Source organism: Paenibacillus sp. FSL P4-0184 (assembly GCF_038004625.1).
Classification (GTDB): Bacteria; Bacillota; Bacilli; order Paenibacillales; family Paenibacillaceae; genus Paenibacillus_AQ.
On sequence record NZ_JBBORN010000001.1, the window covers coordinates 43,960 to 69,991 of the forward strand.

Sequence of the window (26,032 nt, forward strand, 5' to 3'; positions counted from 1 at the left end):
ATCCATTAAAGGATGTGACACAGCATGCAGATATCCTCTATCTACGACACTGATGCTAAAAAGTGGAAATCGCGGCTAACCGGACTGCTTGAGTTTATAAGAGAGCATGGGGAGCGTCGGATTACAAACCAAGCTTGCAAGGTAATGGCCCGATTAACTCCAGAACAGTTGTCAGAGCCGGGTGTCTCGCTGCTTGTCGCCACCGTACGCGGTCAGAATGGGCGCCAGCTAGCAGGAGTAAGCTTCGTATCCGGTTTCGGTGAAGAGGCTTGTCTCGTTGCCGTGCATCCCTTATACCGAAATAGGCATACCGGCACCGCCCTTATGGCCGCCCAGTTAAAGCGTTTAGGCCGTCTGGAATGCAGTGTTGCCAGCGATAATACAGCCAGTCTGAAAATGTGTTTCAATGTTGGTCTTGCCGCAGTGGCGCTTACTAGTGGCCCTACTGGCAAGCCAACTTTATTGATCCGGTCACCACAGAATACCGTCAGTACTACAAACTCTCCACAAGAAGGTGAACTCCTGTGCCAGAGCCCGTCTTAGGCATTCTTACTTTGTATATAAATGAAGCCAAGCAGCTTGAAGAAAAGGCCGTGTACCGGAGAATGATCATTGAGGGCAATCGAATGGGCTTGGATGTTTTTGTGTTTACCCCCATGGATGTCCATCCCAGCAAAGAGCAGATCCATGCCCTTGTCTTTGATCCAAAGAGCGGGAAATGGTCACGCAAATGGCGTTCCTTCCCGAACATGATTTATGACCGTTGCCGCATCCAGCGCAGCACGCGCTTTCAACAATTGCTTCGTTTCCGTGAACGCTATAAACATCTGCTGTTTCTGAATCGTCCACTGCGCAACAAATGGACCATTCACCAAACGTTCTCACAAAAGAGTCGCTTCCGGCAGCATATGCCAGAAACATTACTGTATAACTCCTCTGCAGATCTGCACCGAATGTTAAAGCAGAGCCCGGTCCTCTATATCAAGCCTGCAAACGGCACAGGTGGACGCGGTATCCTTAGAATTGAGCGGGTAAAGAACACTAAAGGGGTATTTGATATTCAGGGCCGCCGCCAAGATCGCCGGATTATTCCACCCCGAAAGGTCTCTGCCTCCCGATTGGATTCCATCGTTCGACAATGGTGTATTGGTGGACGTTTCCTCGTCCAACAGGGGATTCCACTACGTCTGCCTGGTGGACGTTTCCATGATTATCGCATGCTCGTTCAAAAGAATGGGCAAGGCGTCTGGGAGCTGACAGGTATGGCAGCAAGGGTCGGTGCCGCCCGAAGCGTAACCTCAAATCTTCATGGCGGTGGGCACGCCGTTCGAGCTGAAACGCTCCTGAAGGAATGGCTGGGTAGTCAAGATAAGACCGATAAGGTTATGAAAACTGCCGAAAGGTTAGGTCTTGATGCCGCTGCCTTCTTGGAAGAAAGTTTCGGAGCCTTATGTGAACTTGCACTGGATCTTGCCATTGATCGAGAAGGAAAAATCTATGTGCTGGAGGTTAATCCAAAGCCTGCACGTGAAGTGTTTGCCCGATCAGGGGACGGCAACACCTATCGCAAAGCACTAGTGCGACCTTTAGAATACGCGTTATGGCTATATAATAACAAAGGTGCCCCAACCACAGCTAAGACTACTGAGGAATAAAATGATACTCAACAACAAAACGACCGCCTCTCTGCAATATGCAGAAAGTGCGGTTGTTGTATGACTTCTGATGTTCTGAGGAACTTATATTAGAAAAACTCGTTGTATTGAAGATTTTGATTAGCTGAGCCAAGGCGTTAGAAAAAAGAAGAGCGTAGTTGTACCCACACAAATATAGAGCAAGAGCTGTAAGTCCTTCTCTAATAGATGTTTTATAAACAAAAGATAGCTCACGATACACAACAAAAAAACAGCAATATAAAAAAATAAGGAATCATAATGAGTAACTATAAATAAGTCTCCGCCACCAATAGAAAAGACTATACCTATTACTAAAAACCACATGCCCACTCCAAGTGCAGCGCTTAAAGCAATAAAAAGGAAGCTCATTATCATTTTTTATACTCCTTTAACATGCTTCTCGATTCCTTATCATCACATAGGAATAACCCCTTTCCATGATCTATCGGATCATTCCCTTTGTTTATGTATATCTTTTTAGCTTTGAGCTATTCCTGCATCTGCATTTAGAACCTTAACATTAAAAAAGGCAACCCTCTGCTTAGATGAGGTTTGCCTTTTATTCGTTTACCAAATATAAATCGCGATATTCCTATTCGCTAACCAATGCGTTGTCGTAAAAGTCTATCAACTCATCAAAGGAAGTGATAATTACATCGGAGCCCTTCAGCTCATCCTGACGGCCAAAACCTGCATACGCACAGCCGATGACGGTTTGAGCATTTCCCTTACCTGCCTCCACATCGGACGAGCGATCGCCTACCATCCAGGCACTCTTGATTCCATGATTGTCCAGCAAAATGCGTAGCAATTCTGTCTTCGTAGCAGTGCCTTGACCACCCGCACTATACAATCCTTCAAATAACTCTTTAAGCTCATGCACCACAACTATACTGTGAATGTATTCCTCCAGCCCATTACTAGCCACAAACAATCGTACTCCACGCTCTTTTAGAGCAGTCAGTGTTTCGACCACCTGAGGATACAGTAACGTCCCACCTGCTTCAAGTCCTTCGACCTCAAGCTGCAATAGCAGCTCATCTGCACGGCGGTGCACTGCCTCATCGGCATCAGGCATAACCTTCTTCCAAATATCTGCCAGCAGCATCCCTAAGCCGCTTAGAATAAGCTCTTCCGGCGGTGTTGGTCCTGAGTATAATCCCTCTTCCCGCAAAATATCGAACATTTTATGATATGCAGGTAATAAAAGACTTTCAGTCTGGAACAGTGTTCCATCCATATCAAAAACAATCGCTTCCGGCTTGTTCAACTCCGAGTGAACCGCGTTCAGTTCTGTTCCTTGTACCTCTTTACTCATCTGTTGTTCCTCCCCATTCTCTTTTGCTTCAGGTAAGCACATTCATCTGCACGAAATTTCCAGTACAAGCCCTATGATATATGATATCACTTCGGAATGTCCATGCTCTCCACTATTCTTGTTGCAGTTTATATTTCAACATGTTATATTACAACTTGTAATATAACATGTTGAAATATAAAGGAGAGATAACCATGTCACGTCCATTAATCATGCGCTTCCTCAAGCAGCCTGCTACCATCGTCGGGATTATAACTGCACTGTTGTTCCAAGTCTTTTTCAGCTTAATCTGGATTACAGGGTATGATCATGTAACTGATCGGGTAGATCGGTTGCCCATTGCTATTGTGAATGAGGATGGTGCGAATGCTCAGCCTGTAGTCGATGGCATTACCCAGTCCCTTCAGTTCGTAACCAGACAGGACCTTCCACTAAAAGCTGCCAAGGAAGCCCTTGAGCATAGAGAAATCCGCATGATTATCAATATTCCACAAGGGTTCACCGGAGCGGTTAGTAATCCATCCGGAAAGACTGAACTCCGTTACCTCATAAATGAATCTAATCCTCAAATGGTTAGCAATGTTATGCAGACTGTAGCACTTAAAGTCACGGCTGTCATGAACACTCAAAGCAGTAATACAGCACTAAACCAAACCCTCGAAGCTATGAAGCTGCCGCAAGCACAAGCAGAGATCATCAAAAGTGCAGCAAGCAGCCGAATCTCCGCAAACGTTGAAGTCATCCATCCCACAACTAATTTCGCACAAACTATGGTTCCGTTAATGATTGTTACTGCCTCCTTTACCGGAGCTATGTTACTCGCCTTGAATCTGCAAAAAGCCTCTTCCAACTTATCGGGTCAATTTGGTAAATGGGATCGCCTTGCAGCCCGGTTTGCCATTATGAGTGCAACGGCTGTACTAACCTCTCTAGTGGGGACTATCATGGTTAACTCACTCGGTATCCACTCCAGCCATGGCTTTCTGCTCATGTGGCTGTTCGAGTTCACTGTGATTCTCTCCTGCATGATTCTTGCACAGTTCAGTCTGCTGCTACTCGGCGACGCTGGCGCCTGGCTAAATATCGCACTTCTCTCCATACAAATGTTAGCTTCCGGAGCAACAATTCCTCGCGATGTGCTTTCTCCTTTTTATAGCTGGATCGGTCCCTTCTCACCTGCTTACTACGCGGTAAATGGCATGCTCGACCTGGTTATCGGAGGTACTGGTATATGGAAAGATATGTTCTATCTACTCTGCATTGGTGCAGCAATAGCTGGATTAAGCATTATCCTAACCTTCATTCGCAAGGAAACTCAGTTATCACAAGAACAAGAGCCCGTACCAGCAAATGCGTAATTATTTAGTTTGCCTCCTTGGTTATGCCTTTTCAAATTGAGAGCGAAATGCAGTTGTGATATGGTAGGAGGTGAAAGAGAGGAGCGACAACGATTCATGAATATACAAGATGTCATTCTAGGGATATTAAGTGAAAAACCTCATTCGGGTTATGAGATAAAACGACATTTCGAGGAATACTTTTCTTTTTTCTTTGATGCCAGCTACGGCACCATCTACCCAACCCTGAGCAAGATGGAGAAGCTGGACCTAATCACCAAAGAATCCATACGGCAGGAAGGCAAACCTGACAAAAATGTATTTACCATTACCCGTGCCGGCTTGGATCAGTTCCATGCTTACTTGCAAACACCGGCAGAAAAGGAAGTTCTGCGTTCAGACTTTTTTATGCATCTGTATTTCGGAGATAAGACCGATAAAGAGAACATAGATAATCTACTTCGGCAAGCATTGATAGAAAAGCAGGCAATGTACGATGATCTTGATCAGAAATTAAAGCAACTAGATTGCAAACTGTCCCCTTACCAAAAGCTGTGTATGGAATTGGGCCTTGTGCAATATGAAGCCTTTATCAAAAAAATTCAAAGTGTGCTGGAGTCTGAATAAGGATCGTGTGGGCAGTAGGTTTCCTATTATTCTAGGGGATTTGCTGCTTTTTTTGTTGTGCTATCATAAAAAAGAACCGGCAGCATGCACAAATTGTGCTTGCTGTACCGGTTCTTTTTTAGCAAAAATGTGTAATCTATCGACTACACTCTGTCAAAGCTAGAAATCAGCTCATCGAGAACATCTTTGCTTACCATTTTACCTTTGAAATTGATGAGGTTCTCTGCGCTTCCGGAGAAGATACAAGTTGGCTCGTATTTTCTAAGAATAATTTTCTCTCCATCTACAAAAATCTCGAGCGGGTCTTTTATGTCAATTCCCATCGTTCTACGTAGTTCAATAGGAATTACGATACGTCCCAATTCATCTACTTTTCTTACTATGCCTGTCGCTTTCATCATCGTACATCCTCCCTTGAATTCACATTAATAATCATTTTTGCTAAAAGCTATGTAGGCTTCTAAGTGATAGTAATGATTACGCTATACTCTAATATTAAAGTGCTATTCATTCCCTGTCAATTTTATTTCTACAAAATATGATATTTATCGACAATTATTCGACAAAAATATGTACACTTTCGACAAAATGCTGTAAAGTGATCCAAATTATTTGTCTTGAAATTAATAAATATCCAACATTGCGATTACAAATCAGCTTGCAGAGTATCCCAATTGATACCATCATTTACCCAATACATCAAGTCTGGAAACACTCCGACGTATATCAGAGCAAAGAAACGTTTAGTAGAATTAATACAGACTATTTATGCTTTATGCATCTACTTTTTTCGACAATCCAACTTTCTACTATGTACTGATTTAATATAAGTATTACATATTATTAATAGAAAGATCAAATATTGGATAAATTTAGCATAATTAATTGAATTTAATTACAAAAAAAACCGACCAGTGATCTCTGGTCGATCTATTCTATCGTTATAATGCCTTCTCCGTAACCCTGCCATTCGCATCAATAATTGCATTATAAGAAAGGTTATTCATTAGCTTGATCGTCTTCCTATTGTAAGAATCATCCATAAAGTTGGGCTGTCCCCCAATAATCTTTACTGGCGTAATCTTACTCGTCACCTGGGCATCATTAATCTCAAAATTCACTAGCATCGAGTGAAGCGTCTTTTCTCCACCACGTGTTGAACGATTAAACACAAAGTTTCCAAGTGAATAATAGATCGGTTTATTTTTGTAGTATTCGATGCCCATCAGGCAATGGCTGTGTGCGCCGAGTATGATATCTGCACCACTATCAATCATCTGTTTGGCTAGCGTGCGGGCGTATTGTTCAGGATAATCCTTAAACTCTTCATTCCAGTGAATGTACACAATCGTGTAATCATTCTCCTTAGACATCTTCTGAATAGCCGTAAGCATAGGCTGCGAGGTGTACGCTGAGGCAGCTCCCGATTTATTGTTGCCGGCATACCAAGAAGGCCCTGAAAGCACTCGACTTACACCTAAGATAGCGATCTTCTTCCCCTTTACCGTCCTTGTATACGGTTTGAACGCTTCCTCTACATCTTTGCCAGCTCCTGTATGGCCAATCTTGTTTCGATCCAGATGCACCAGTGTGTCGAGCATAGCGTCTGTTCCGAAATCTAAAATGTGATTATTAGCCAAAGATACGCCGTCAATCCCAGCATAGGTTAAGCCACTAAGCACTGCTGGTTTGGACCTAAAGGCAAAGGTTTTCTCTGCTGCCTTCCCTCGAATAGACACTGGCGTTTCCAGATTCGCGAAGGCGATATCTGCCTTTTGCAAGGTAGGTGCGACTTTTACAAACGGAAAGTTCACTCCGTATTTCGCGATCTGATCACCCACAAAACCGTCCAAGAGAATATCACCAGCAAAAGCAAGTCTGATAGGTTCTGAAGATGGCGAAGCTGCACTAGATGCAATCGTCGAAGGGAGGATCAGTGATAATAGAAGTGTAGTAAGTAGCATGCTGCGCAGTACATTCGACCCTAATCTCAAAAAATACAGCCTCCTATCCTCATTATGGAATCTATATTAGCTATTATTCTAGCTTACTGGAAATAGATTATTAATTTAAGGGTAAGAAGACCTGTTATGCCTTTGTTTTTTTCAAAACAGCCCGGAAGCATTGTAACCCACCCCACAAATCTGTGGACACAGCATCTGCAGGCAACTCAAAATCCGTCTCCCCCCAATATTGAAAACCAGCCTGCAGCAGCAAATCATTCATAAGATTTAAGTTTACCGTCGGGTAATCAAACGTTAGCACGAGCAGCCCTTCTTCATTCAACGTTCGGTGAAATTCCCGTAAAGTGCCGACCGTATCCTCTAAGGTCAAATGCTCCAGCACTGATATGCAAAAAATAGTGTCAAAGCTCTCATCCTCATATGGAAGAGCCGCAAGATTGGCCTGAGCAAGATGCAAGTTGTTCGTTCTTCTAGCTATAACCTGCTTTGCCGCTTTTTCCCCGATCTCATCAGTAATCGCATCTAGGATGTCCTCCCGGTAAATAACCCTGCTGTCCATATCGCAAGCATAAACCTCTGCACATACCCCAGCTAAATAAAATTTCAAGGGATGAGGAATTCCACAAGCAGCATCCAGCACCACACCATGTGGAGAAATAAAGTTAATACACCACTCATATTCAAAGGGACGGCTCCACCAGGATTCTGGCAAATCATAAATTAACTTCTCACGGCTTGCATCTGAGTTTACAAAAAAACGCGAGACAAAGGGATGTGTTGGCATGGCCAGGACTCCTTTTTAACGGAATTTAAGGTAGTGAGAGTATATTCATGATTTGCTGATTCATTCCATAACCTTACATTGAGCGAGACAAACCCAAAAAAAACGGTTGCTCCCTTAGGAACAGACCGTCTTTAAATATTAACAGTACAAATTTTATGAGTAAAAGGATAGAGGCTTGGCCTCAACTCCATGTTTCTCGATCAAATGATCTAGTAAAGCAGACCATTCCACATCAACCGTGCATTGATCTGGGTGAGCCTCGAACCAAGCAATTGACTGCTTTATCCCTTCAGAGAAAGGAACGGCAGCCTGGAAGTCAGGCACGAGACATTTGATTTTACGATTGTCAAAAACACTGCTGACCGCTTGATCGCCGATCAAGCCATCCGCCGTCCCTGGAGGGGAGAAGGCTGTGATAAAGTCTGTAGAGATATGAACCACTTTCGGCTCCACACCTGCCGCTTGCCCAATGGCCGCATAGATCTGATTCCAGTTCAACACCTCATGGGAAGTAATATGAATGGCCTCCCCAATCGCTTCCGGATGCCCAAGCAATCCGACGAACCCTTTGGCAAAATCTGAGTTATGCGTCAGTGTCCACAAAGATGTTCCATCTCCATGGATGACTAAAGGCAAGCCACGACGGATACGATCAATCAAGGACCAAGGATGCTGTCCGCTCGTGAGTGCCGCAGGGATAGCAGTATTTCCGTAAGTATGGGAAGGACGAACAATTGTAACCGGGAATCCGCTGCTCTTGTGTGCCTCCATCAATAATTGCTCGCAGGCAATTTTATTTCTCGAGTACTCCCAATAAGGATTTTCCAGGGGTGTCTCTTCTGTGATTATATAATTACGCTGTGGCTTCTTATAAGCCGAGGCCGAGCTGATAAAAATGTACTGCTTCGTTTTACCTGTAAACATGTCAATATCTGTCTGCACATGTTCCGGTGTAAAAGCAATCCAGTCTACCACTACGTCAAATTCATAATCTCGCAATACTTCGGCAGCCTCCGCCGGATTACGAATGTCACCTTGAATCACCTTCGCCCCATCCGGAACGAATTCACCTCTTTGTCCTCTGTTGAACAAATACAGCTCTATTCCTTGTTCTACGGCGAGCGGGGATACAGCCTGACTAATCAGTCCCGTACCTCCGATAAATAATACCTTCATTTGACACGCTCCTTATAGAGGATGTTCAAAAACCGTACTTTTTTAACTCTCATTTATAGTAAAAGTAAACCTGACTCGTCATTTAATCGTTAACGTAATCTCGCCATAAGTGCTTTGGCTGCCAATTCAGCAACTTCTTCGCCTTCGCATTGCTGAGTAACGACTCATGGCCTTCCAGCGGCTGGCGGAAATCCGTCACCTCTGGATAACGTGCGGCCATTAACTCTCTGCTAGGAACAGCCATACTGGTCTCATCTGCGCATATATTAAGAGCAACTGCGCCTAATCCGTCCGTTTCAATCGCCAATTGGCAAGCTGTCGCTACATCCCGTGTATCAATATAGCTCCACAGAATCCGATCACGCTGCGCGGGATCATGAATGAAGGAAGGGAAACGTTCATACGTCGATGGGTCAATGACATTTCCGATTCTTAGGGAAACGACTTGTATACCCGTTCTGCGCTGGAACATCTCTGCTGTCTTTTCATTCACAACTTTAGATAGACCGTAGCTGTCTTCAGGAAGTTGTGGATGATCTTCATCCATCGGTACATACTGGGGTCCCAACGGGTTAACCGCAAAACAGATGCCGTAAGAGGATTCACTGGAAGCAATAACTACTTTGCGAATGCCTAGTCCAGCAGCAGCCTCCAGAATGTTATAGGTGGATACTACATTATTTTGAAAGGTGACTTCACTCGTCTTTATATTTGCGGCTGGGATCGCAGCCAGATGCACAACTGCATCAGCGCCTGCTAGTACGCCGTACACTTCACCTAAATTATTCAAATCAGCAATGATCGTTTGGCACAAGGAATCTGGAGATTTTTGCGTATCCACATTCACAACCTCATACCCTTGCTCAACAAAATGCCGGACCACCCATCTGCCGAGCATCCCACTTCCGCCAGTAACAACTACTTTCGCCATGATCATATCTCCTTTTTTATGAATCTATCTCTAATTAAGAATCTCTTCAATTTTCTTAAGCATATCCTCGGAAAGTTCTATTCCCGAAGCCTTAACATTCTCTTCTACCTGCTGCGGACGACTGGCACCCACTAGCGCACTTGCTACATTAGGCTGACGCAGAATCCAAGCCAAAGCCAAATTTCCCACAGAAATATTCAGCTCCGCAGCTACCCCGCTTAGTTGGCGAACCTTTTCAATCTTCTCTTCTGTAATCGCCTTTTTCAACCGATCCAGCTTAGCCGCACGGCTATCTTCAGGGATATCCGCGTTATACTTACCAGTTAACAGCCCTTGAGCCAGTGGAGAAAAAACAACCTGTCCAATGCCACGTCGCTCGCCTAGCGGAATAATTTCTTTCTCAATATAACGTTCGAACATATTATAAATTGGTTGGTTAACCACGATATGATCCAGTAAATAGCGGTCTGCTACAGCTAACGCATCTGTCATTTGCGCCGCAGTCCACTCACTTACACCGACATAATATACCTTACCTTGACGAACCAGATCATCCAGCGCACGTAAGGTCTCTTCAATTGGAGTTTCCGTATCGAAACGATGGCAATACATAATATCCACGTATTCTACGCCGAGACGCTGCAAGCTTGCGTGACATTGTTCCGTAATATGCTTGCGGGATAAACCACGATCGTTAGGCCCCGTCCCCATTTCGCCAAATACTTTAGTGGCCAGCACATAGGATTCTCTCGGATAGTTACGCAAGGTCTCGCCTAGCACTTTCTCAGCAGCACCCTTTTCGTAAACATTTGCCGTATCAAAAAAATTAACGCCTAGGTCGTAAGCGGTTTCAATGGCTTTAACAGCATTATCTCTTTCTACATAGCCTCCGTATGTCAGCCAGCTTCCCAGACTAATCTCGCTAACTTTTAGGCCTGTTCCACCTAATCTACGATATTTCATAATAACTGCTCCTTTCCATAGTTCCGTGTTATGATTTCGGCAGTTTGCCTAACGCACATATTCATTCTAGAATAGTTTGTATATAATAGGAAGAAGTGAAATTTAGTTTACTATATGATCTCTAGAGTAGTTACTATACAAGAGTATAGTGGCACCAAAACAGGAGGAGATTCCTTGACAACAGCTAAATCTAGCAATAATTATATCCCTAAAACCCCACTTACTATTGAATGTAATGTAGAAAAAACACTTGAAGTATTGGGCGGAAAATGGGCTTTTCTCGTACTAAGAGAGTTATTCGACGGTACCCAACGCTTTGGAGCGCTTCAGCGAAAAATTACTAATGTCAGCCCTCGTGCTTTGACTAGTACTCTTCGCCATTTAGAGGAACACGGTGTACTAGAACGCCATGTGTTTCCTACCGTACCGGTGACAGTGGAATATTCTTTAACTCCAAAAGGTGAGGATTTGCATCAAATTTTGAAGGAAATGAAGCTATGGTCGGCCAAATGGACGTAGCATAAATGGTAGGTTGTGATATGATCAAAATAGCCCTGGGATCATAGTTCCCGGGGCTTCTTTTTTACTATACGATCTAGTATTTATCCACAACTGCGCCGAGTACTGCCGTATTTACATACGGTTTTCCTCTAAGGCTTTGCAGCTCCTTAGCAGTTCCTGTAACAACAACTCCCAATAGCTGTACGTCACTGGCATCCGGTGCCGCTTTATCCTTTTTCAAATAGTTCGAGATTCGCTCAAATTCTCCGTAATACTTGCCCTCTTTCTGAAGCCCATATGCTAGTGATTGTAAAAAATCCTCTGGTTTCGGTTTAAATAACCCTTCCCAATTGACACCGTAACCGTATACTTGTCTCGCTGATTCCGGTAATGCATATTTATTCGGGCTGCTGTCATTCGTAATAAACTCAAGCTTCTTTTTATTGTCATACGTATCTACCCAATACCACTTCTGTGTCAGCTCTGTTGGCAGCATCTTCTCTACTTCTGCTTGTGTATAGCTTTTATCAAATGAAACTGCCATTTCTACCAGCTTACCAGGTTCCATTTGTTCAAGTGCAGGTAGGTCATTCAACACCTTTCCGTTATAATTCACCCCAGGTACATAGAACATCATTTCCCGCTGTCCATTTTGACTGTTATATCCTCGGTAATATTCATAATTTTGGCTTGTCATTATTGGATCAGGAACATTAATACTAGAGTATCCCCTGTAAAGTAGAGAAAAACGGCTGCTCATACTGAATTCCAGCTTTTTAGTATCCCACACGACAGGTACACCCTCAACAACCTTGTACGTATTCAATTCAACTTTGCCCGATAAAAAGCCTAAATCCAGCTCAGTTCTCAGCTCATGAAGATTAGGACTGCTAATTCCCATCATAATCCTCTCCTCATCCAGACCACGCATCGCTAACCAGCTTGTCAGTTGAGTGATACCGAGCATGCCGCTAAGCAATACAATAATGGTCACGATCAGAGAAATGACCGTATTACGGATCATTGTTTTTCGTTTTGCTCTCTTAATTATTTTTGAAAGGTTTTGATCATCCTTTTGTTCCCATGGAGCCGTCATTCCGCTTCACCTCTGTATTTTTTTTGAAATTGCTTGCGGGCACGAAACAATGCCGATTTGACCGTATCCGTTGTGATCCCAAGGAGCTCAGCTATCTCCTGATAGGACAGCTCCAGCTCGTACTTCATAATAATGAGCTGTTTGTGGAGAGGAAGAAGCTCATCTAGTATACGTTCGATGTCCTCTCGTTTCTCTTTTAACAGCACATGATCCTCCGGCAGTTCCATATCAGGCACATCCACATAATCAATAGGAATGACTATCCGCTTGCTGCGGCGGCACAGATCATAATAACGATTAATCGCCACTTTATATAGCCATGCACTGAATTTGTTCTCATCAATGGAATCGATATACAAAAGCGCCTTATACACCGTATCCTGTACAATATCTTCAGCATCGGCTGCAGGTGCCCCGAGACGAATCAAGTATTTTTGGATTTCTTGCATTTTCGGTTGAAGTATCTGATGTAGCTGCCCGGGCTTCATCCTGCACCTCCCTTCGTATGTATAACGGTTAAGTTCTCGAAATGTTAGCTGATAGTAGAAAAAACTTATAAAAGAAAAGTTACAAAAAAAAATCCCCTTACCGCTAACAGTATATAGATACCGTATAGCGTAAGGGGGTTCTCTTTTAAAAAAATATTTATTCACTTATAAAAGATTCATTTATTTTACCTCAGGAATGTATTGCTCTCCACCAATTTGCTGTCTCTCAAAGGAATGGTTCATACTAGCTTCCTGAATGTGTCCGTACGCCCAGTGTTTATCGCTGACGTCTTTCCACTTCTGCTGTGCTCCATGCAATGGTCCTCTGCCCAAAAGTCTGTTAATCATCACAACGGCTTCTGCACGAGTTAATGTCTGATTCGGACGGAATGTTCCATCCAAACATCCGTTGATAATACCAGCTGCTTTGGCCCCATCAATCGCATTTTTTGCCCAATGTCCACTATTAATGTCTTTAAAGCTGCCGGTCCCACTTTGTGCATTATCCAGCAAGCGCTCTACAATGATAGCCATTTCTGCACGAGTAATTAGCTGATTCGGCTTAAAGCTGCCATCTTCATACCCCTTCATTAATCCTTGTGCTGTAACTATACTAATAGACTGCAAAGCCCAATAAGTTGTATCTACATCTTTATAAGATGAGGAAACTTGTGCTTCATTCTTACCCCATAACCGTGCCAAAATCGTTGCCATTTCCGCACGGGTAATCATTCGTTCCGGGTTGAAGCTGCCATCCGCATAGCCTAAAATATATCCTTTATGCGATTCATGGACTACATTTGGATTGTTAGGTTGTTCCTTGTCCGTGCCACTATTTTTAGTAGGATTAGTGATTGTAGTGCCACCGGACGTGTTCGTTCCTTCCGAATTATTCTCTTTATTCGGCTGAGCGGAGAAACTCACGATTTGAAAACGACTGAACTTCGAAATCTCAAATTGGATCCCTTTTGCTACGCCGTTCTCATATTGAATAGTTCCTGATACCAACTCTGTCGTGCCATCCGTATGTTCGATGAACACCTTTAAAGCGTCTAGGAAAGCTTGTCTATTCTCAGTTGGAATGGTAATTCCACTTAATGGGAGAACAACCTTTGTGGTAAATCCACCAAAGTTTGTTTCAATCTTTCTTGGAAGACCCAGTAAGTTAATCTGATTCCCAGCAGCGGCTAAAGTAACCTTAGGGTCAGTATTCGCTGCTTTTTTAGCCTCACTATCCTCTTGTGCGTTCTTAATCGGTACAATTCGGAAATAAAGATCTGTACCCTTAGCTGCTGCGTCTTTTAAAGCTTCCTGACTCAACTTTACAGAACCTTCATCGGTAAAGATATTCATACCCGCATTTCTGTCAGCCAGTGCTGAAACAGCTGCAGCTGGAATCTCTATGGCAATCTCATCTGCCTTATCATCTGCTTGCTGCTTAATTTCAACAGTTAGCGTCCGGTTTTTAATATCTCCATCCTGAGGATTAAAAGAATTCGTCAGACTTTCCACTTTTGACGGATCAACAATAACAGTATCAATCTTAACCTGATTGCTGAGCGTTGTTCTGAGTATGTTCAGACTCTCCGTGTGAATCATGTCATTTGCGTTTGCCTTTACATCAGCCGTTCTTCCACTCTCTTGGCGTGTATTTTCTTTTTCCTTCACTATGTTCTTGTTAGTAACAACCAGAAGGAAACTCTTTGTGATTTTGGCGGTACCCTTAGAGATCGTAGCGGTAACAATTACATTCTTATCACCAACTTCAGGTCTGTTCACGGTACCATGTTCTTCACCATATTTGCTGGATAGCTTAAGAACATCGATATTGGTCGAGGTCCATGTAATCTTCGTTCCATGTTTTCCTGTACCAAGCAACAAGAATTCATTTGTAACTGACTCCCATGTATCTCCATCCGAGAATTTAAAAGCCTTATCTACCCCTAATGCTTTAGCAGCATCTCTAACAGCATCCTCATCTGACATTCTGACAATGGTCACTTTAAATGTCTTTGTACGCTTTTCACCAGTCTCTTTGTCAAGAATCGTTGCAGTTAAAGTGACTTCGATATCACTTTCATCAGGTCCAGGCTGAACTACTTTACCTGTTGCACTAACGACATCCGGTTTACTTGATTCCCAAGTGATTGATGTATTTCCAGAAGCACCTTTTTCAGTCAAATATAACGTTTTGGTCACATGTTTCGCATGATCCCCTGCATCATAGATAATATCCAACTTATTGTAATCATTTATTAGATGACTTAAGGATGGCTTCGTGGCATCCGTTGGGAACGGATCGTCCTTATCATTGATTCCATCGTGATCTGTATCTGGATGCTTCGGATTGGTTCCGTTAATGAGTTCTTCTGTATCTGGAATGCCATCGTTATCATCATCTGGATCTAGGCTGTCCGGAATTCCGTCGCCATCCGTATCCAACTCACCATTTACTGTCCCTGGTTTCGCTGCATCTGTTGGAAACGGATCATCCTTATCGTTGATTCCGTCATGATCTGTATCTGGATGCTTCGGATTAGTTCCGTTAATGAGTTCCTGTTCATCGCTCAGACCATCATTATCGTCGTCTGGATCTAGACTGTCCGGAATACCATCACCGTCTGTATCCAACTCATCACCGACTTTTCCCGGTTTCGTTGCATCCGTCGGGAAGGGATCATCCTTATCATTGATTCCATCGCCGTCTGTATCCGCCTTTTTCGGATCTGTTCCAAGCACGATTTCCTGTTCATCCGTCAGGCCATCGTTATCATCATCTGGATCTAGACTATCTGGAATACCATCTCCGTCTGTATCCAGTTCACCACCGTTACCTGGCTTTGTTGGATCCGTTGGGAATGGATCATCCTTATCATTGATTCCGTCATGATCTGTATCTGGATGCTTCGGATTAGTTCCGTTAATGAGTTCCTGTTCATCGCTCAGGCCATCATTATCATCATCTGGATCTAGACTGTCTGGAATGCCGTCTCCGTCCGTATCCAACTCATCACCGACTTTTCCCGGTTTCGTAGCATCCGTCGGGAAGGGATCTTCCTTATCGTTGATTCCATCGCCGTCTGTATCTGCCTTCTTCGGATCTGTTCCAAGCACGATTTCCTGTTCATCCGTCAGGCCATCGTTATCATCATCTGGATCTAGACTATCTGGAATACCATCTCCGTCTGTATCCAGTTCACCACCGTTACCTGGCTTTGTTGGATCCGTTGGGAATGGATCATCCTTATCATTGATTCCGTCATGATCTGTATCTGGATGCTTCGGATTAGTTCCGTTAATGAGTTCCTGTTCATCGCTCAGGCCATCATTATCATCATCTGGATCTAGACTATCTGGAATGCCGTCTCCGTCTGTATCCAACTCATCACCGACTTTTCCCGGTTTCGTTGCATCCGTCGGGAATGGATCGTCCTTATCGTTGATTCCGTCTCCATCCGTATCTGCCTTCTTCGGATCTGTGCCGAGCACGATTTCCTGTTCATCTGTCAGACCGTCGTTATCATCATCTGGATCTAGACTATCTGGAATACCATCTCCGTCTGTATCCAGTTCACCACCGTTACCTGGCTTTGTTGGATCCGTTGGGAATGGATCATCCTTATCATTGATTCCGTCATGATCTGTATCTGGATGCTTCGGATTAGTTCCGTTAATGAGTTCCTGTTCATCGCTCAGGCCATCATTATCATCATCTGGATCTAGACTATCTGGAATGCCGTCTCCGTCTGTATCCAACTCATCACCGACTTTTCCCGGTTTCGTTGCATCCGTCGGGAATGGATCGTCCTTATCGTTGATTCCGTCTCCATCCGTATCTGCCTTCTTCGGATCTGTGCCGAGCACGATTTCCTGTTCATCTGTCAGACCGTCGTTATCATCATCTGGATCTAGGCTATCTGGAATACCATCTCCGTCTGTATCCAGTTCACCACCGTTACCTGGCTTTGTTGGATCCGTTGGGAATGGATCTAAGCTATCTGGGATACCGTCCCCATCCGTATCTGGTTCAGTCGTAAACGTCCAAGCTGCTTTATCCGTAATTCCAGCGTACTTGTTATCGGCAGCACCCTTAAACGCCCCAGCTGCAACAAGGACATAATATTCTGTACTTGGTTGTAGATAGCCCACTTTCACACCGTTGCCAGGCGTTACAATCATTGGATTAAACGTTACGGTGTTACCCAATACATTGACGCCCATAGCACCTGTTTCGAAGCTGTAGACAACACTATCATCAGATTTCTTGCGAATTTCAATTTTTTTACCCCACACATCTTGAACAGCTGAATTGAATGTCAGCTTCAAACTTGTATCCGCTGCTACATTCGTAGCCCCTTTTACCGGCGAATATGATGTAGCCGTAAGATCCGTCTTATCTGGAGCTAATCCTGTCGTGAAGTTCCAAGTGGTCTTATCCGTAATCCCTGCAAAAGCGTTACCTTTCGCATCCTTTATTGCTCCGGCATCAACCTGTACATAATATTTCGTATTGTAGTCCATATATTTTCCGTCATGATCTGACAGCATCAAATAAGGATTGATCGTCACTGTTTTGCCCGATACGCTAACACGGGTTATATCGCCCATATCGAATGTATAAATCACGCTGTTATCTAGCTCTTTTTTGAGTACTACCTTTTTGCCCGCTACTCCTTGTACATCTTTACTAAATGTAAGCTTCAAACTGGAGTCCACCCCAACATTTGTTGCCTCATCAGCAGGCGATAGTGTCGTTACAGTTGGTAGTGTGGTATCCGGTTTGGCTACCATTTCAAAGACCCATGTATTTTCTGCTACTTCCTTACCTACCGCAGGTGACCCTGAGAAATATCTATATTCCACAAAACCGTATAGTCCTTCGTAGCTGTTTCCTGCTAAATCTACCAAAGCACCTTGATCAATGGTTACATAGTATTCTCGACCATAATCCAATTTGGTCTGTTTGATCGTTACTACGTTGCCTGTGATTGTTACTTTATTAGTATCATCAATAGCAATCAATTCTACCTCTTCAGGGGGGTGAGATTCATAAAAATTCTCAGAATAAGAAGCACTACCCGGCGACATGATTCTGATATATTTTTCTTCTCCCGCTACTGCCTTCACTTTCTCGCTGAACGTGACAGTGAGTTCCGTGTTCAGAGGTACTTTTGTTGCATTAATAGCGGGTGCCAGTGAGGTCACTATTGGAGCAGTTTCATCTGGCGCAACGGTTGTGAAGTTCCATTTCGTCTTGTCACTAATACCCGCATAGCTATTACCTGCGATATCTTGAACGGCTCCAGCTTCAATCTGCACGTAGTACCCAGTACCATACGCCAAATCTGTAGCAGGCTTAATCGTTATTTTGCTTCCAGATACCGTAACTTTCGTAGCATCACTCGCTGTTATCGTCTCTATAACACTGTCGTCTGCCTTGTTAAGAATCTTGATCGTTTTACCAGTCACCTTGATATTTTCGCTGAATGCCAATACGAGGTTGGTATTCACCGGAACATCCTTGGCATCATTGGCAGGAGTCAATCCCACTACCGTTGGCGCGAGTGTATCCGCTGGAGCTGCGGTTTTGAAATACCACGGAGCTGTGCCAATCTCCATTAGTACATTATTAATATACTGTACCGAAGTGACCATCCCAACATAATCATTATTGAAGGTATCTTGGAAAGCTCCACTATCCATGGTCACATAATAATATTTATTATTTGCCATGTTTTTTGCTGGATTGATCGTAACTTTATTGCCTGAAATCGTCACTTTTGTAGTATCACTCGTGGAAATCCGTTCGAACTCGACAGCCTCAGTATAATTGTTAGATGATCCATCCGAGAACATTGTTCCCGGTACCATAATCCTTATAAATTTCCCCCTGCCCGCTCGTACGTTTTCACTAAAAGTTAGAGTCAAATTAGCATCTGTTGCTACATTCAATTCTTTCTTCGCAGGAGAGAACTCTGTTGCTATAGGTGCAGTGGTATCATTACCGGCGCCTGTTTTGAAATCCCAAACCTCAGCACCCGTGAAGCCATCCGGCACATGGACTTGGCCATCAAGAATCTCTATCTCTCCATTCAATCCCTCATAGAGATTACCTGCTGAATCCTTAAACGCTGCCGGGTCGATCTTCACGAAATAATTCGTTTTATAATCTAGGTCAGCAGCTGGGTTGATCTTTACAACATTGTTCGAAATCGTCACTTTACTTGTATCATCAGCGGCGATCGTCTCTATTTTGGTTGAGTTTGCAAGCACCTCCGGATATTCGGAACCACTGGCGTTAGAAGTAACTTGTGGTTTCCAAATCGATATATTTTTACCCGAAACGGCCTTTACACCTTCATTAAAGGTCAACGTAAGGTCTGAGTCGACCTTTACATTCTGCGCATTTTTCTCAGGGGCATATGTCGATACTATCGGCGCATCTTTATCCTCTGGACCACCACTATTCCCGGGGTCTGTATTAACAGCTACAGCTACAGGAACCATGAAGGTACCTACCATAAAAGGTCCTGGGCTGAGATTTATAGTTTTTATTACTGTATTTTTTGTTGTATCTATTACACTCATATTGCTAGCACCATAATTAACCGTAAATGCTTGACTCCCATCTTTGGAGAGACCAATTACATATGGCGTAGAACCCACAGTCATAGTTGTTTCCACCTGATTCGTTATTGCATTGACAACAGTAACCGAATTACTTAAAGATTTAACTACATAAACCTTACTCCCATCCGGACTGACTTCTGTTGCGTAAGCTGGACCACCAACAGGAATGGTAGCTTCCACTTTATTTGTTACTGTATCAATCACATCTAAAGTAGTACCTGAAACTGTCGCTACGTAGATCTTGGAGCCCGAGGGATTAACTGAAAGGCCATAGGGTGACGAAGATACCGGAATTTCAGAAATCACAGTGTCGCTCTTAACATCCAGTACAGAGACCTCACTTCTACCGGATTGGGTTAAATACAGACGATCTCCAATCACCACCATTGCTACTGGATTATCACTTACAGATATTGTACGTATCACTGAAAGCGTAGCTGTATTGATCACTGAAACAGAGTTACTGGAGTAATTGGCCACATAGGCTTTACTGCCGTCTGAGTTAAATGCAACGCCATGAGGCCACGTCCCCACTGCAATGGTTGAAATCACAGTGTCAGTGGATGGATCTATAACAGAAACAGTCCCATCCGCTCTGTTAGTTACAAAGACCTGGGTCTTATTCGGATTAATGGCGGCGCTATTCGGCTGATTTCCCACCTTGATCTTCGCCTTTTCCACCGTTAAATTCGTTAAATCTATTACATCCACTACACCACTCATAAAACTTGTAACATATGCCTTCTGAAATACTGATGTCGTATCCATATCCGCAGAGTCAGCGTAAGCCATTTCTCCGCCTCTAATAAATAGGGACGAGCATATGTTGACTAGTAATACCAATAATAAAATGCTAATTGCTTTCTTAGACCTGACTAATCGAAGCACACTCTCAACTTCTTTCCTATGTATTTTTTTACTCCCATGTTTAGGAAAATCATATCAACCACAACTCACCAAATTCTCACAAATTGTCGGTTAATGCCGAACAAAAGAAAAAAACAGAGAGATTTCTCCCTCTGCTGTAACTTTTTTCATATAAATATTAGGCCAGATATGCAGCAACATAATCTTTAAACTCTGTTGAAGGAACCATTCCCAGCTCCGTACGATAAGCAATCTCGAATTTCTCATAGAGCCGTGCGATCTTTTCTTTATTTCCAAGTTTGGCATATATATCAATCATTTGCTGGTTCATTTCTTCATGCAGCGGATATAAGCTTATGAACTTTTCTAATCGTTGCTCGGCTTTATGCCAGTCCTGAGTAGCACAATCACTGTCCACTAGCAATCGAGTCCAGGTTGTAAAATACTTGCAGTAAGCTTCCTCCAGCGAAATCTTCCATAGATAAGGCTTTCCATCCAACAGAGGCCCCTGATATAAGATACAAAGCCGCTCCATTTGCGTAGTGTTATGTTTCCCTTCAGCCATTTCTAAATGAAATCTTTGATACTCAAGAGCATCATAACTTTCATTTCCGGTCTCCAGCATATAACCATCATTCATTTTGCGGATTTCCATGCCGAAGCCCTTTTCTTTCAACATTTTCTTCAAAAGGTATATCGTATTATACAAATTGGATGCCCCTCTCTCATCCTGCATATCCGGCCATAACAAGTCCATTATTTTCCATTTACTGATATAACGACCTGCATTACATAGGAAATAAGCGAATAATTCTTCTGCTCTGCGTGTTCGAAAATGAATGGGCTTACCTTCTGAATCGCAAACCTCAAATCCGCCAAAACAGCGGATCATCGGGTTCGTTTTCTTAGGCTCTAGTATCACCGCAGGTCTCATTCGTTTAACAAGTCGTTCAGTAACCCTGTTGATCGCTTCGGGAGTTATTGGCTTAAGTATATAATCTAGTGCACTTACTTCGAACGCTTCCAGTGCATAATTTTTATAGGCGGTTGTAAATACAATTTCCGGTTGATGCATCAGCTTCTGAATTCTGCTCGCCAGCTCAATCCCGTTCATCCTTGGCATTTCGACATCTATAAACACGACGTCCGGTTTTAAATCAGGTATACACTCCAGTGCCTCTAATGGATTAGAGAAGGCCCCGCTAATGGTATAATCTGGATTACGACCGATCAGTACCTTCATCAAATTCAAAATTGGCTTCTCATCTTCCACAATCACTACACGAATCATCGTGTTTCTCCCTCCATGCCCCCAAGGCTTGCTGGTAAATACATTGTTACTTTGGTCCCAAACCCAAGGTCGGAATGAATGGTTAGGGTAGCTCCGGGTATAGCGCCTAGACGCTTTCGAATGTTATGGATTCCAATACTGCCATCCAGCTGCTCGTCTCCAGTTAATTGATATAGCAAGTCATCTGGCATACCCACACCATCATCTTCGATGATAACTTTCATATAGTTACTACCTGCTTGAACCGTGAGCGAAACTCTGCCCTTACCCTCTTTTTCAAACAATCCATGTCTGATCGCATTTTCAACAAATGGCTGAATACATAAGGAAGGGATTTCTACTGAACGCAGACCCTCATCCATATAAAAAATAAAATCAAACCGTTCTCCAAAACGCGCTTTTTCGATCTCCACGTAGGCTTGAATCAGCTCTAGCTCCCGGTGCAAAGGAACAACTAATGTGGACCGATCCATATCGAGAATATAACGGATGTATTGACTTAACATGGATAACAAATAGGCAGCTTTCTCTCCATCTGTATAACAGAAAGAGATCACACTGCTCAGTGCGTTATACAGAAAATGCGGTTTGATTTGCGCTTGATGAAAGGCATACTCATTTCGTATCGCTTCTTGTATCGATGTCTTCATTGCAATCAGCGTTTGAATTCTCGCAATCAGCGTTTCTCCATCAAATGGCTTAGTTATATAATCATTCGCCCCAGCCCTGAAGCCTAGCGCAATATCTGTTGGCGCGTCTTTTACTGTAGCAAACAAAATAGGTAAATCCAGAATGGAGTAACGCACCCGCAACGTTCGGCACAACTCAATTCCTGAAATCCCCGGCATCATGACATCTAATATAACTAGGTCCATATTAGGGTACTGCTCCATTTTGTCCATGGCTTCATTCGCTGAAAACGCCGTAATTACATTGTAATGATGCCGTCTTAAAATATTCAGCAGAATATGAATGTTAGAGGCCTCATCATCCACAATTAAGATCATATATCCACTCTGATCCACTATATCAAGCGAGGTCTGCTCAAAATGCGCGTGCTGCCCCACCCCTGTAGCTGCTACTTCGCGGTAGCCTGGGATCCGCTCGATTTTGGGCAAGGTGAAGATCATTCGAGTGCCTTGACCAACCTCAGACCAATCCACCCGAATCTCACCGCCCATCCGCTCAATTAGCTTTCTGCTAATATACAGACCCACACCCATTCCTGTGTAACCATCTTGCGGAAGTGGTTTATCGACTTGTTCAAAATATTCAAATATGGCGGTATGCATATCAGGGGATATCCCAGTTCCTGAATCTTCCACCGTAACAGATACTGTATTTCCCTCTACATAAGCTTTTATGGTAATAAATCCTTTATCCGTATGCTTGATCGCATTGTGAACTAAATTGTACATGACTTGTCTTAATCGACTATCATCCGCAAGCACCCAAACATCGGGTTCCACCTGATTATCTAATCGCACAGATTTCCCCGCGAGCTCAAACTGCAACACATCAAATACAATTTGTGAAGCCACCCTTAGATCAACCACTGTCTGCTGTAGTCGTAATTCTCCATGCTTCAAAAGACTAACATCAATCAAATCCTGAATGAGCATAGACAGCTTTGTAGAAGTGTCCTTAATTAACCAAAGATTCTGTTTCTGTAATGGATACAGATTATCTTCGCCATCTTCTAATAAAAAGGATGTCATATTCATAATGCCATGCAGCGGAGTTTTGATCTCATGAGAAGTGTTCATCAGAAATTCATCTTTAAGCTGGTTCGAGATTAGCAACTGACGGGACAGCATTTCCGTCTTATCATAAGTGTTTGAGAATCGTACAGCTAACATAATATTGAAGAAAACAATAAAACCAATGACTCCGCATTTACCCACCAAATCGGTCTGCAGAACATTTTCAGAGTAAAGACTTACATCAAAGAAAAATATCAGGAGCGAAATCGCACCGCCAATGAACAAAAACAGTTCTTTTCGATCCGTCGTCTGGCTCTGGCTGCGAACATATAAATAGATCATTCTGACTATGATTACCACCATAACGATTCCAAGATAGGTTACAAATAGATACTTCATACGAATGTGTACACCATACGGGAGCACCAAAACCGATACAAGATATAGGACAAATGGAGACAACACAATCTTCATCCTCTTACTTGACATCAACCGGGACTCGACCGAGCAGTAAAACATAATAATGATAATCGAACCGACAAACTGGCTTATTTCCAATAGCTTGTAAGTTGATTCAAAAGGGAACTGGGGTAGTAACTGTTGAAATATCTTCTCTCCATATAGAGAATTATTCAAAGAAAGAATAAGCAAATATAAACCGCTGAGCAAATAGGCCTTTTCTCTACGCCCAACGAAATAGAAACTGAGATGATATGCTCCAAACATCCCCAGGATCAATATAATTCCAATGTCAGTACCCGTCTGAATACTATTCAGCTTTGTAATATCCGTGTGCACGCCCAGTGGGATTGAATTTACGATCCCCCCAGTAATAAAGTTGAAGTTAGACACTTGAATTACAATTTCTATCTCTTGGGTATTAGAATGAAAAAATACCGTATACGGAGTATTCCCTGGCTTAAATGACTCACTTTCTGTTGAAGGAACCCCGTCCTCTCCTTCCTGCTTCCCATTGATAAATAACTTTTGAGACATACGGATACTTCTTATTTTCAAACCAAGAATCTCATCCGAATCTTTGACCAACACTTTAAGTCGATAGGTGCCAGCCCCTTTACGGTCCATTCCATCTTCTATGATCTTGCCTTTCCATGTGCCTGGGACAGATAGATATGTAGATTTCTTATCTATACTTTGCTGAATCTCAGATGGACTCAGTAATTTATTTTCATAAAACTCCCATTCTCCGTCTAGATCAACTAATCCCTGTTTCTCAAAGTCCCATCTCGACAAATCCAGTACGCCCTGCTTGGCCACCGGGGTATCTTGGTCCTGAATCGTTGGGGAAATAATACTTACTAATAGGGAAAAGGCAAGGATAAAAAACAACCCCATCCCAACTATTCCACGATATTTCATCGTCCTCAACCTTCAGGCTCCTCTCACCAGCGAGTAATTCTACCATTCTACCCCACTGCTCTCACAAAAATCTCTCAAAGTCCCGCCTGTAAGTTACTTCCAGACACTCTAATTGTTTGCTGACGTTACTCAGTATAATCGGCACTTAGGTAGGCGTCTATCTACATTTCAAGCCTTTAATCGACGTTCAAACGCCTTTGGAAGGAGTAGCGTAGCAACCACACCTATAACTATCACCGAAACGATGGATACGGTCAGATGCAATATCGGTATACCAAAAATATTATAAGATACATATTTTTCGATTAAGGATGTGCTCATGATTACACCTGATGGCAAAAAATCTATCCAATCACCAACAACACCTGGCAGTGAGAAATTAGGCAACATGACTAAACATGCCGCTAGTCCAAGAGTACTTAGACTGCTCCGAAACAAAGCGGAGATCAGCGCAGTCAATAATAAAAGGCCACATGCTGCTAGCAAGGTTACGGCATATTTTAAGAGCATGCCCTGAAGCTGGGTTAAGTCATATGGGCTTTCTACAAAGTAACTATTCAAGGGCGCATTCCAACCCACGAAACCAAACGGCAAACAAGAAAACAATATACATACACCGTAAAAAAGTGTCACAAAGCCACCGGTTACTATAAATCCCGCTAACAATTTTGCAGTGACAATCTTAAGTCTCCCATTCTTACTGGATAGAATAAGAGAATCCATTCTGTAGTTTGCCTCACCGGAATATAGTGGTGCCAAAGCGAAGACTAGAATCAGACCTATCAGCATGTTGCCTACACCCGGGATTGAAAAAAATCTGTACAGAGATCCCCAGTCATTCGTCACATAAAATCCGGGCGGCCGAATCCCTTCCAGCATTGAAAGTCTTTTCGTAACATCCTTTAGTACATATGACCCTTGATCCTGCCTCTCCAGCAGAGCTTTCTGCCCTCTTAAATCGTTCAAATTTTTATTGAATAGATCCAGACTATAAGCCGAAGCTGCATAACGCTGCTCCAGAATTCGAGTCATTTTTTGCTCTTTAGATCCCACGCTATCCTCGGCATATTCTTCTTTAAGCCTTGGTGCGTATTTAAGAGCTAACTCTGGTTGAATCGGTCCCGTATGTGCAGCGATAACTTCGGGTTTTTCCTTATTTACAACCAACAGACTATTTGTACCGGATGGATAGAAGCTGATAAAATAGAAAATTGCAATCGCCAAACCTCCTGCTATGGAAATCCAGACTCTAAGAATCATGATTTTACGGAACTCAAATATAATCAGACGTCTCATGCGA

General features: G+C 43.1%; 19 protein-coding genes. 5 read left to right on the forward strand and 14 right to left on the reverse strand.

Translation table 11 applies throughout. The features are described from left to right. Nucleotides 1–24: 24 nt before the first annotated feature. Together MKY52_RS00220 and MKY52_RS00225 are read left to right on the forward strand one after the other, a co-directional pair. Nucleotides 25–543 (forward strand): GNAT family N-acetyltransferase, encoded by a 519-nt coding sequence (locus tag MKY52_RS00220; RefSeq protein WP_076283330.1) that lies wholly within the window; start codon nt 25–27, stop codon nt 541–543. Next, the gene (locus MKY52_RS00225) at nt 525–1,655 is read left to right on the forward strand and encodes a YheC/YheD family endospore coat-associated protein (protein ID WP_341049193.1); all 1,131 of its coding nucleotides are present in this window, start codon (nt 525–527) and stop codon (nt 1,653–1,655) included. Before MKY52_RS00220 ends, MKY52_RS00225 begins: the two co-directional genes overlap by 19 nt. Nucleotides 1,656–1,775: 120 nt before the next feature. On the opposite strand, the gene MKY52_RS00230 is transcribed toward MKY52_RS00225, so the two are convergent. Both MKY52_RS00230 and MKY52_RS00235 read right to left on the reverse strand, forming a co-directional pair. After that, on the reverse strand, nt 1,776–2,051 hold the full coding sequence (locus tag MKY52_RS00230; protein WP_341049194.1) for a hypothetical protein: 276 nt from the start codon (nt 2,049–2,051) through the stop codon (nt 1,776–1,778). 217 nt (nt 2,052–2,268) lie between these two features. Continuing rightward, a complete protein-coding gene (locus MKY52_RS00235) occupies nt 2,269–2,994 on the reverse strand; it encodes an HAD family hydrolase (RefSeq protein ID WP_341049195.1) in 726 nt (241 codons plus the stop codon). Nucleotides 2,995–3,188: 194 nt separating this feature from the next. Between MKY52_RS00235 and MKY52_RS00240 the strand changes: the two genes are divergently transcribed. Then, nucleotides 3,189–4,352, forward strand: a complete 1,164-nt coding sequence (locus MKY52_RS00240) for a YhgE/Pip domain-containing protein (RefSeq protein WP_341049196.1) — start codon at nt 3,189–3,191, stop codon at nt 4,350–4,352. Between the two features lie 96 nt (nt 4,353–4,448). Next, the gene (locus MKY52_RS00245) at nt 4,449–4,958 is read left to right on the forward strand and encodes a PadR family transcriptional regulator (protein ID WP_042186461.1); all 510 of its coding nucleotides are present in this window, start codon (nt 4,449–4,451) and stop codon (nt 4,956–4,958) included. A gap of 143 nt (nt 4,959–5,101) precedes the next feature. Here the strand turns inward: MKY52_RS00245 and MKY52_RS00250 are convergent, their stop codons facing one another. From MKY52_RS00250 to MKY52_RS00275, 6 genes are all read right to left on the reverse strand, one after another. After that, nucleotides 5,102–5,359, reverse strand: coding sequence for an AbrB/MazE/SpoVT family DNA-binding domain-containing protein (locus MKY52_RS00250; RefSeq protein ID WP_042125931.1), 258 nt, complete (start codon nt 5,357–5,359; stop codon nt 5,102–5,104). A gap of 540 nt (nt 5,360–5,899) precedes the next feature. Next, nucleotides 5,900–6,922, reverse strand: a complete 1,023-nt coding sequence (locus MKY52_RS00255) for a CapA family protein (protein ID WP_445671003.1) — start codon at nt 6,920–6,922, stop codon at nt 5,900–5,902. 124 nt (nt 6,923–7,046) lie between these two features. Further along, nucleotides 7,047–7,706: a class I SAM-dependent methyltransferase gene (locus MKY52_RS00260; RefSeq protein WP_341049199.1), complete on the reverse strand. Its 660-nt coding sequence runs from the start codon at nt 7,704–7,706 to the stop codon at nt 7,047–7,049. A gap of 153 nt (nt 7,707–7,859) precedes the next feature. Then, nucleotides 7,860–8,882, reverse strand: coding sequence for an SDR family oxidoreductase (locus tag MKY52_RS00265; protein WP_341049200.1), 1,023 nt, complete (start codon nt 8,880–8,882; stop codon nt 7,860–7,862). An 82-nt stretch (nt 8,883–8,964) separates the two neighbouring features. Next, the gene (locus MKY52_RS00270; protein ID WP_341049201.1) at nt 8,965–9,813 is read right to left on the reverse strand and encodes an NAD-dependent epimerase/dehydratase family protein; all 849 of its coding nucleotides are present in this window, start codon (nt 9,811–9,813) and stop codon (nt 8,965–8,967) included. 30 nt (nt 9,814–9,843) lie between these two features. Beyond that, complete coding sequence (locus MKY52_RS00275) at nt 9,844–10,776, reverse strand: aldo/keto reductase family protein (RefSeq protein WP_042186453.1); 933 nt, start codon at nt 10,774–10,776, stop codon at nt 9,844–9,846. 174 nt (nt 10,777–10,950) lie between these two features. On the opposite strand from MKY52_RS00275, the gene MKY52_RS00280 reads away from it, so the two are divergent. Further along, entirely contained in the window at nt 10,951–11,295 is a 345-nt protein-coding gene (locus tag MKY52_RS00280; protein ID WP_042186450.1) for a winged helix-turn-helix transcriptional regulator, read from the forward strand. A gap of 76 nt (nt 11,296–11,371) precedes the next feature. Here the strand turns inward: MKY52_RS00280 and MKY52_RS00285 are convergent, their stop codons facing one another. From MKY52_RS00285 to MKY52_RS00310, 6 genes are all read right to left on the reverse strand, one after another. Then, a complete protein-coding gene (locus MKY52_RS00285; RefSeq protein WP_341049202.1) occupies nt 11,372–12,373 on the reverse strand; it encodes an anti-sigma factor in 1,002 nt (333 codons plus the stop codon). Continuing rightward, nucleotides 12,370–12,861 (reverse strand): RNA polymerase sigma factor, encoded by a 492-nt coding sequence (locus tag MKY52_RS00290; RefSeq protein ID WP_341049203.1) that lies wholly within the window; start codon nt 12,859–12,861, stop codon nt 12,370–12,372. The genes MKY52_RS00285 and MKY52_RS00290 overlap by 4 nt, the downstream gene beginning before the upstream one ends. A gap of 180 nt (nt 12,862–13,041) precedes the next feature. Beyond that, complete coding sequence (locus MKY52_RS00295; protein ID WP_341049205.1) at nt 13,042–20,283, reverse strand: Ig-like domain-containing protein; 7,242 nt, start codon at nt 20,281–20,283, stop codon at nt 13,042–13,044. Between the two features lie 253 nt (nt 20,284–20,536). Beyond that, nucleotides 20,537–21,649 carry a response regulator gene (locus MKY52_RS00300; RefSeq protein WP_341049206.1) on the reverse strand — a complete coding sequence of 371 codons (1,113 nt, stop codon included), beginning with the start codon at nt 21,647–21,649 and terminating at the stop codon, nt 20,537–20,539. Then, nucleotides 21,646–24,732, reverse strand: a complete 3,087-nt coding sequence (locus MKY52_RS00305) for a hybrid sensor histidine kinase/response regulator (RefSeq protein ID WP_341053309.1) — start codon at nt 24,730–24,732, stop codon at nt 21,646–21,648. The genes MKY52_RS00300 and MKY52_RS00305 overlap by 4 nt, the downstream gene beginning before the upstream one ends. A gap of 168 nt (nt 24,733–24,900) precedes the next feature. Then, nucleotides 24,901–26,028, reverse strand: coding sequence for a hypothetical protein (locus MKY52_RS00310; protein WP_341049207.1), 1,128 nt, complete (start codon nt 26,026–26,028; stop codon nt 24,901–24,903). Nucleotides 26,029–26,032 lie beyond the last annotated feature (4 nt).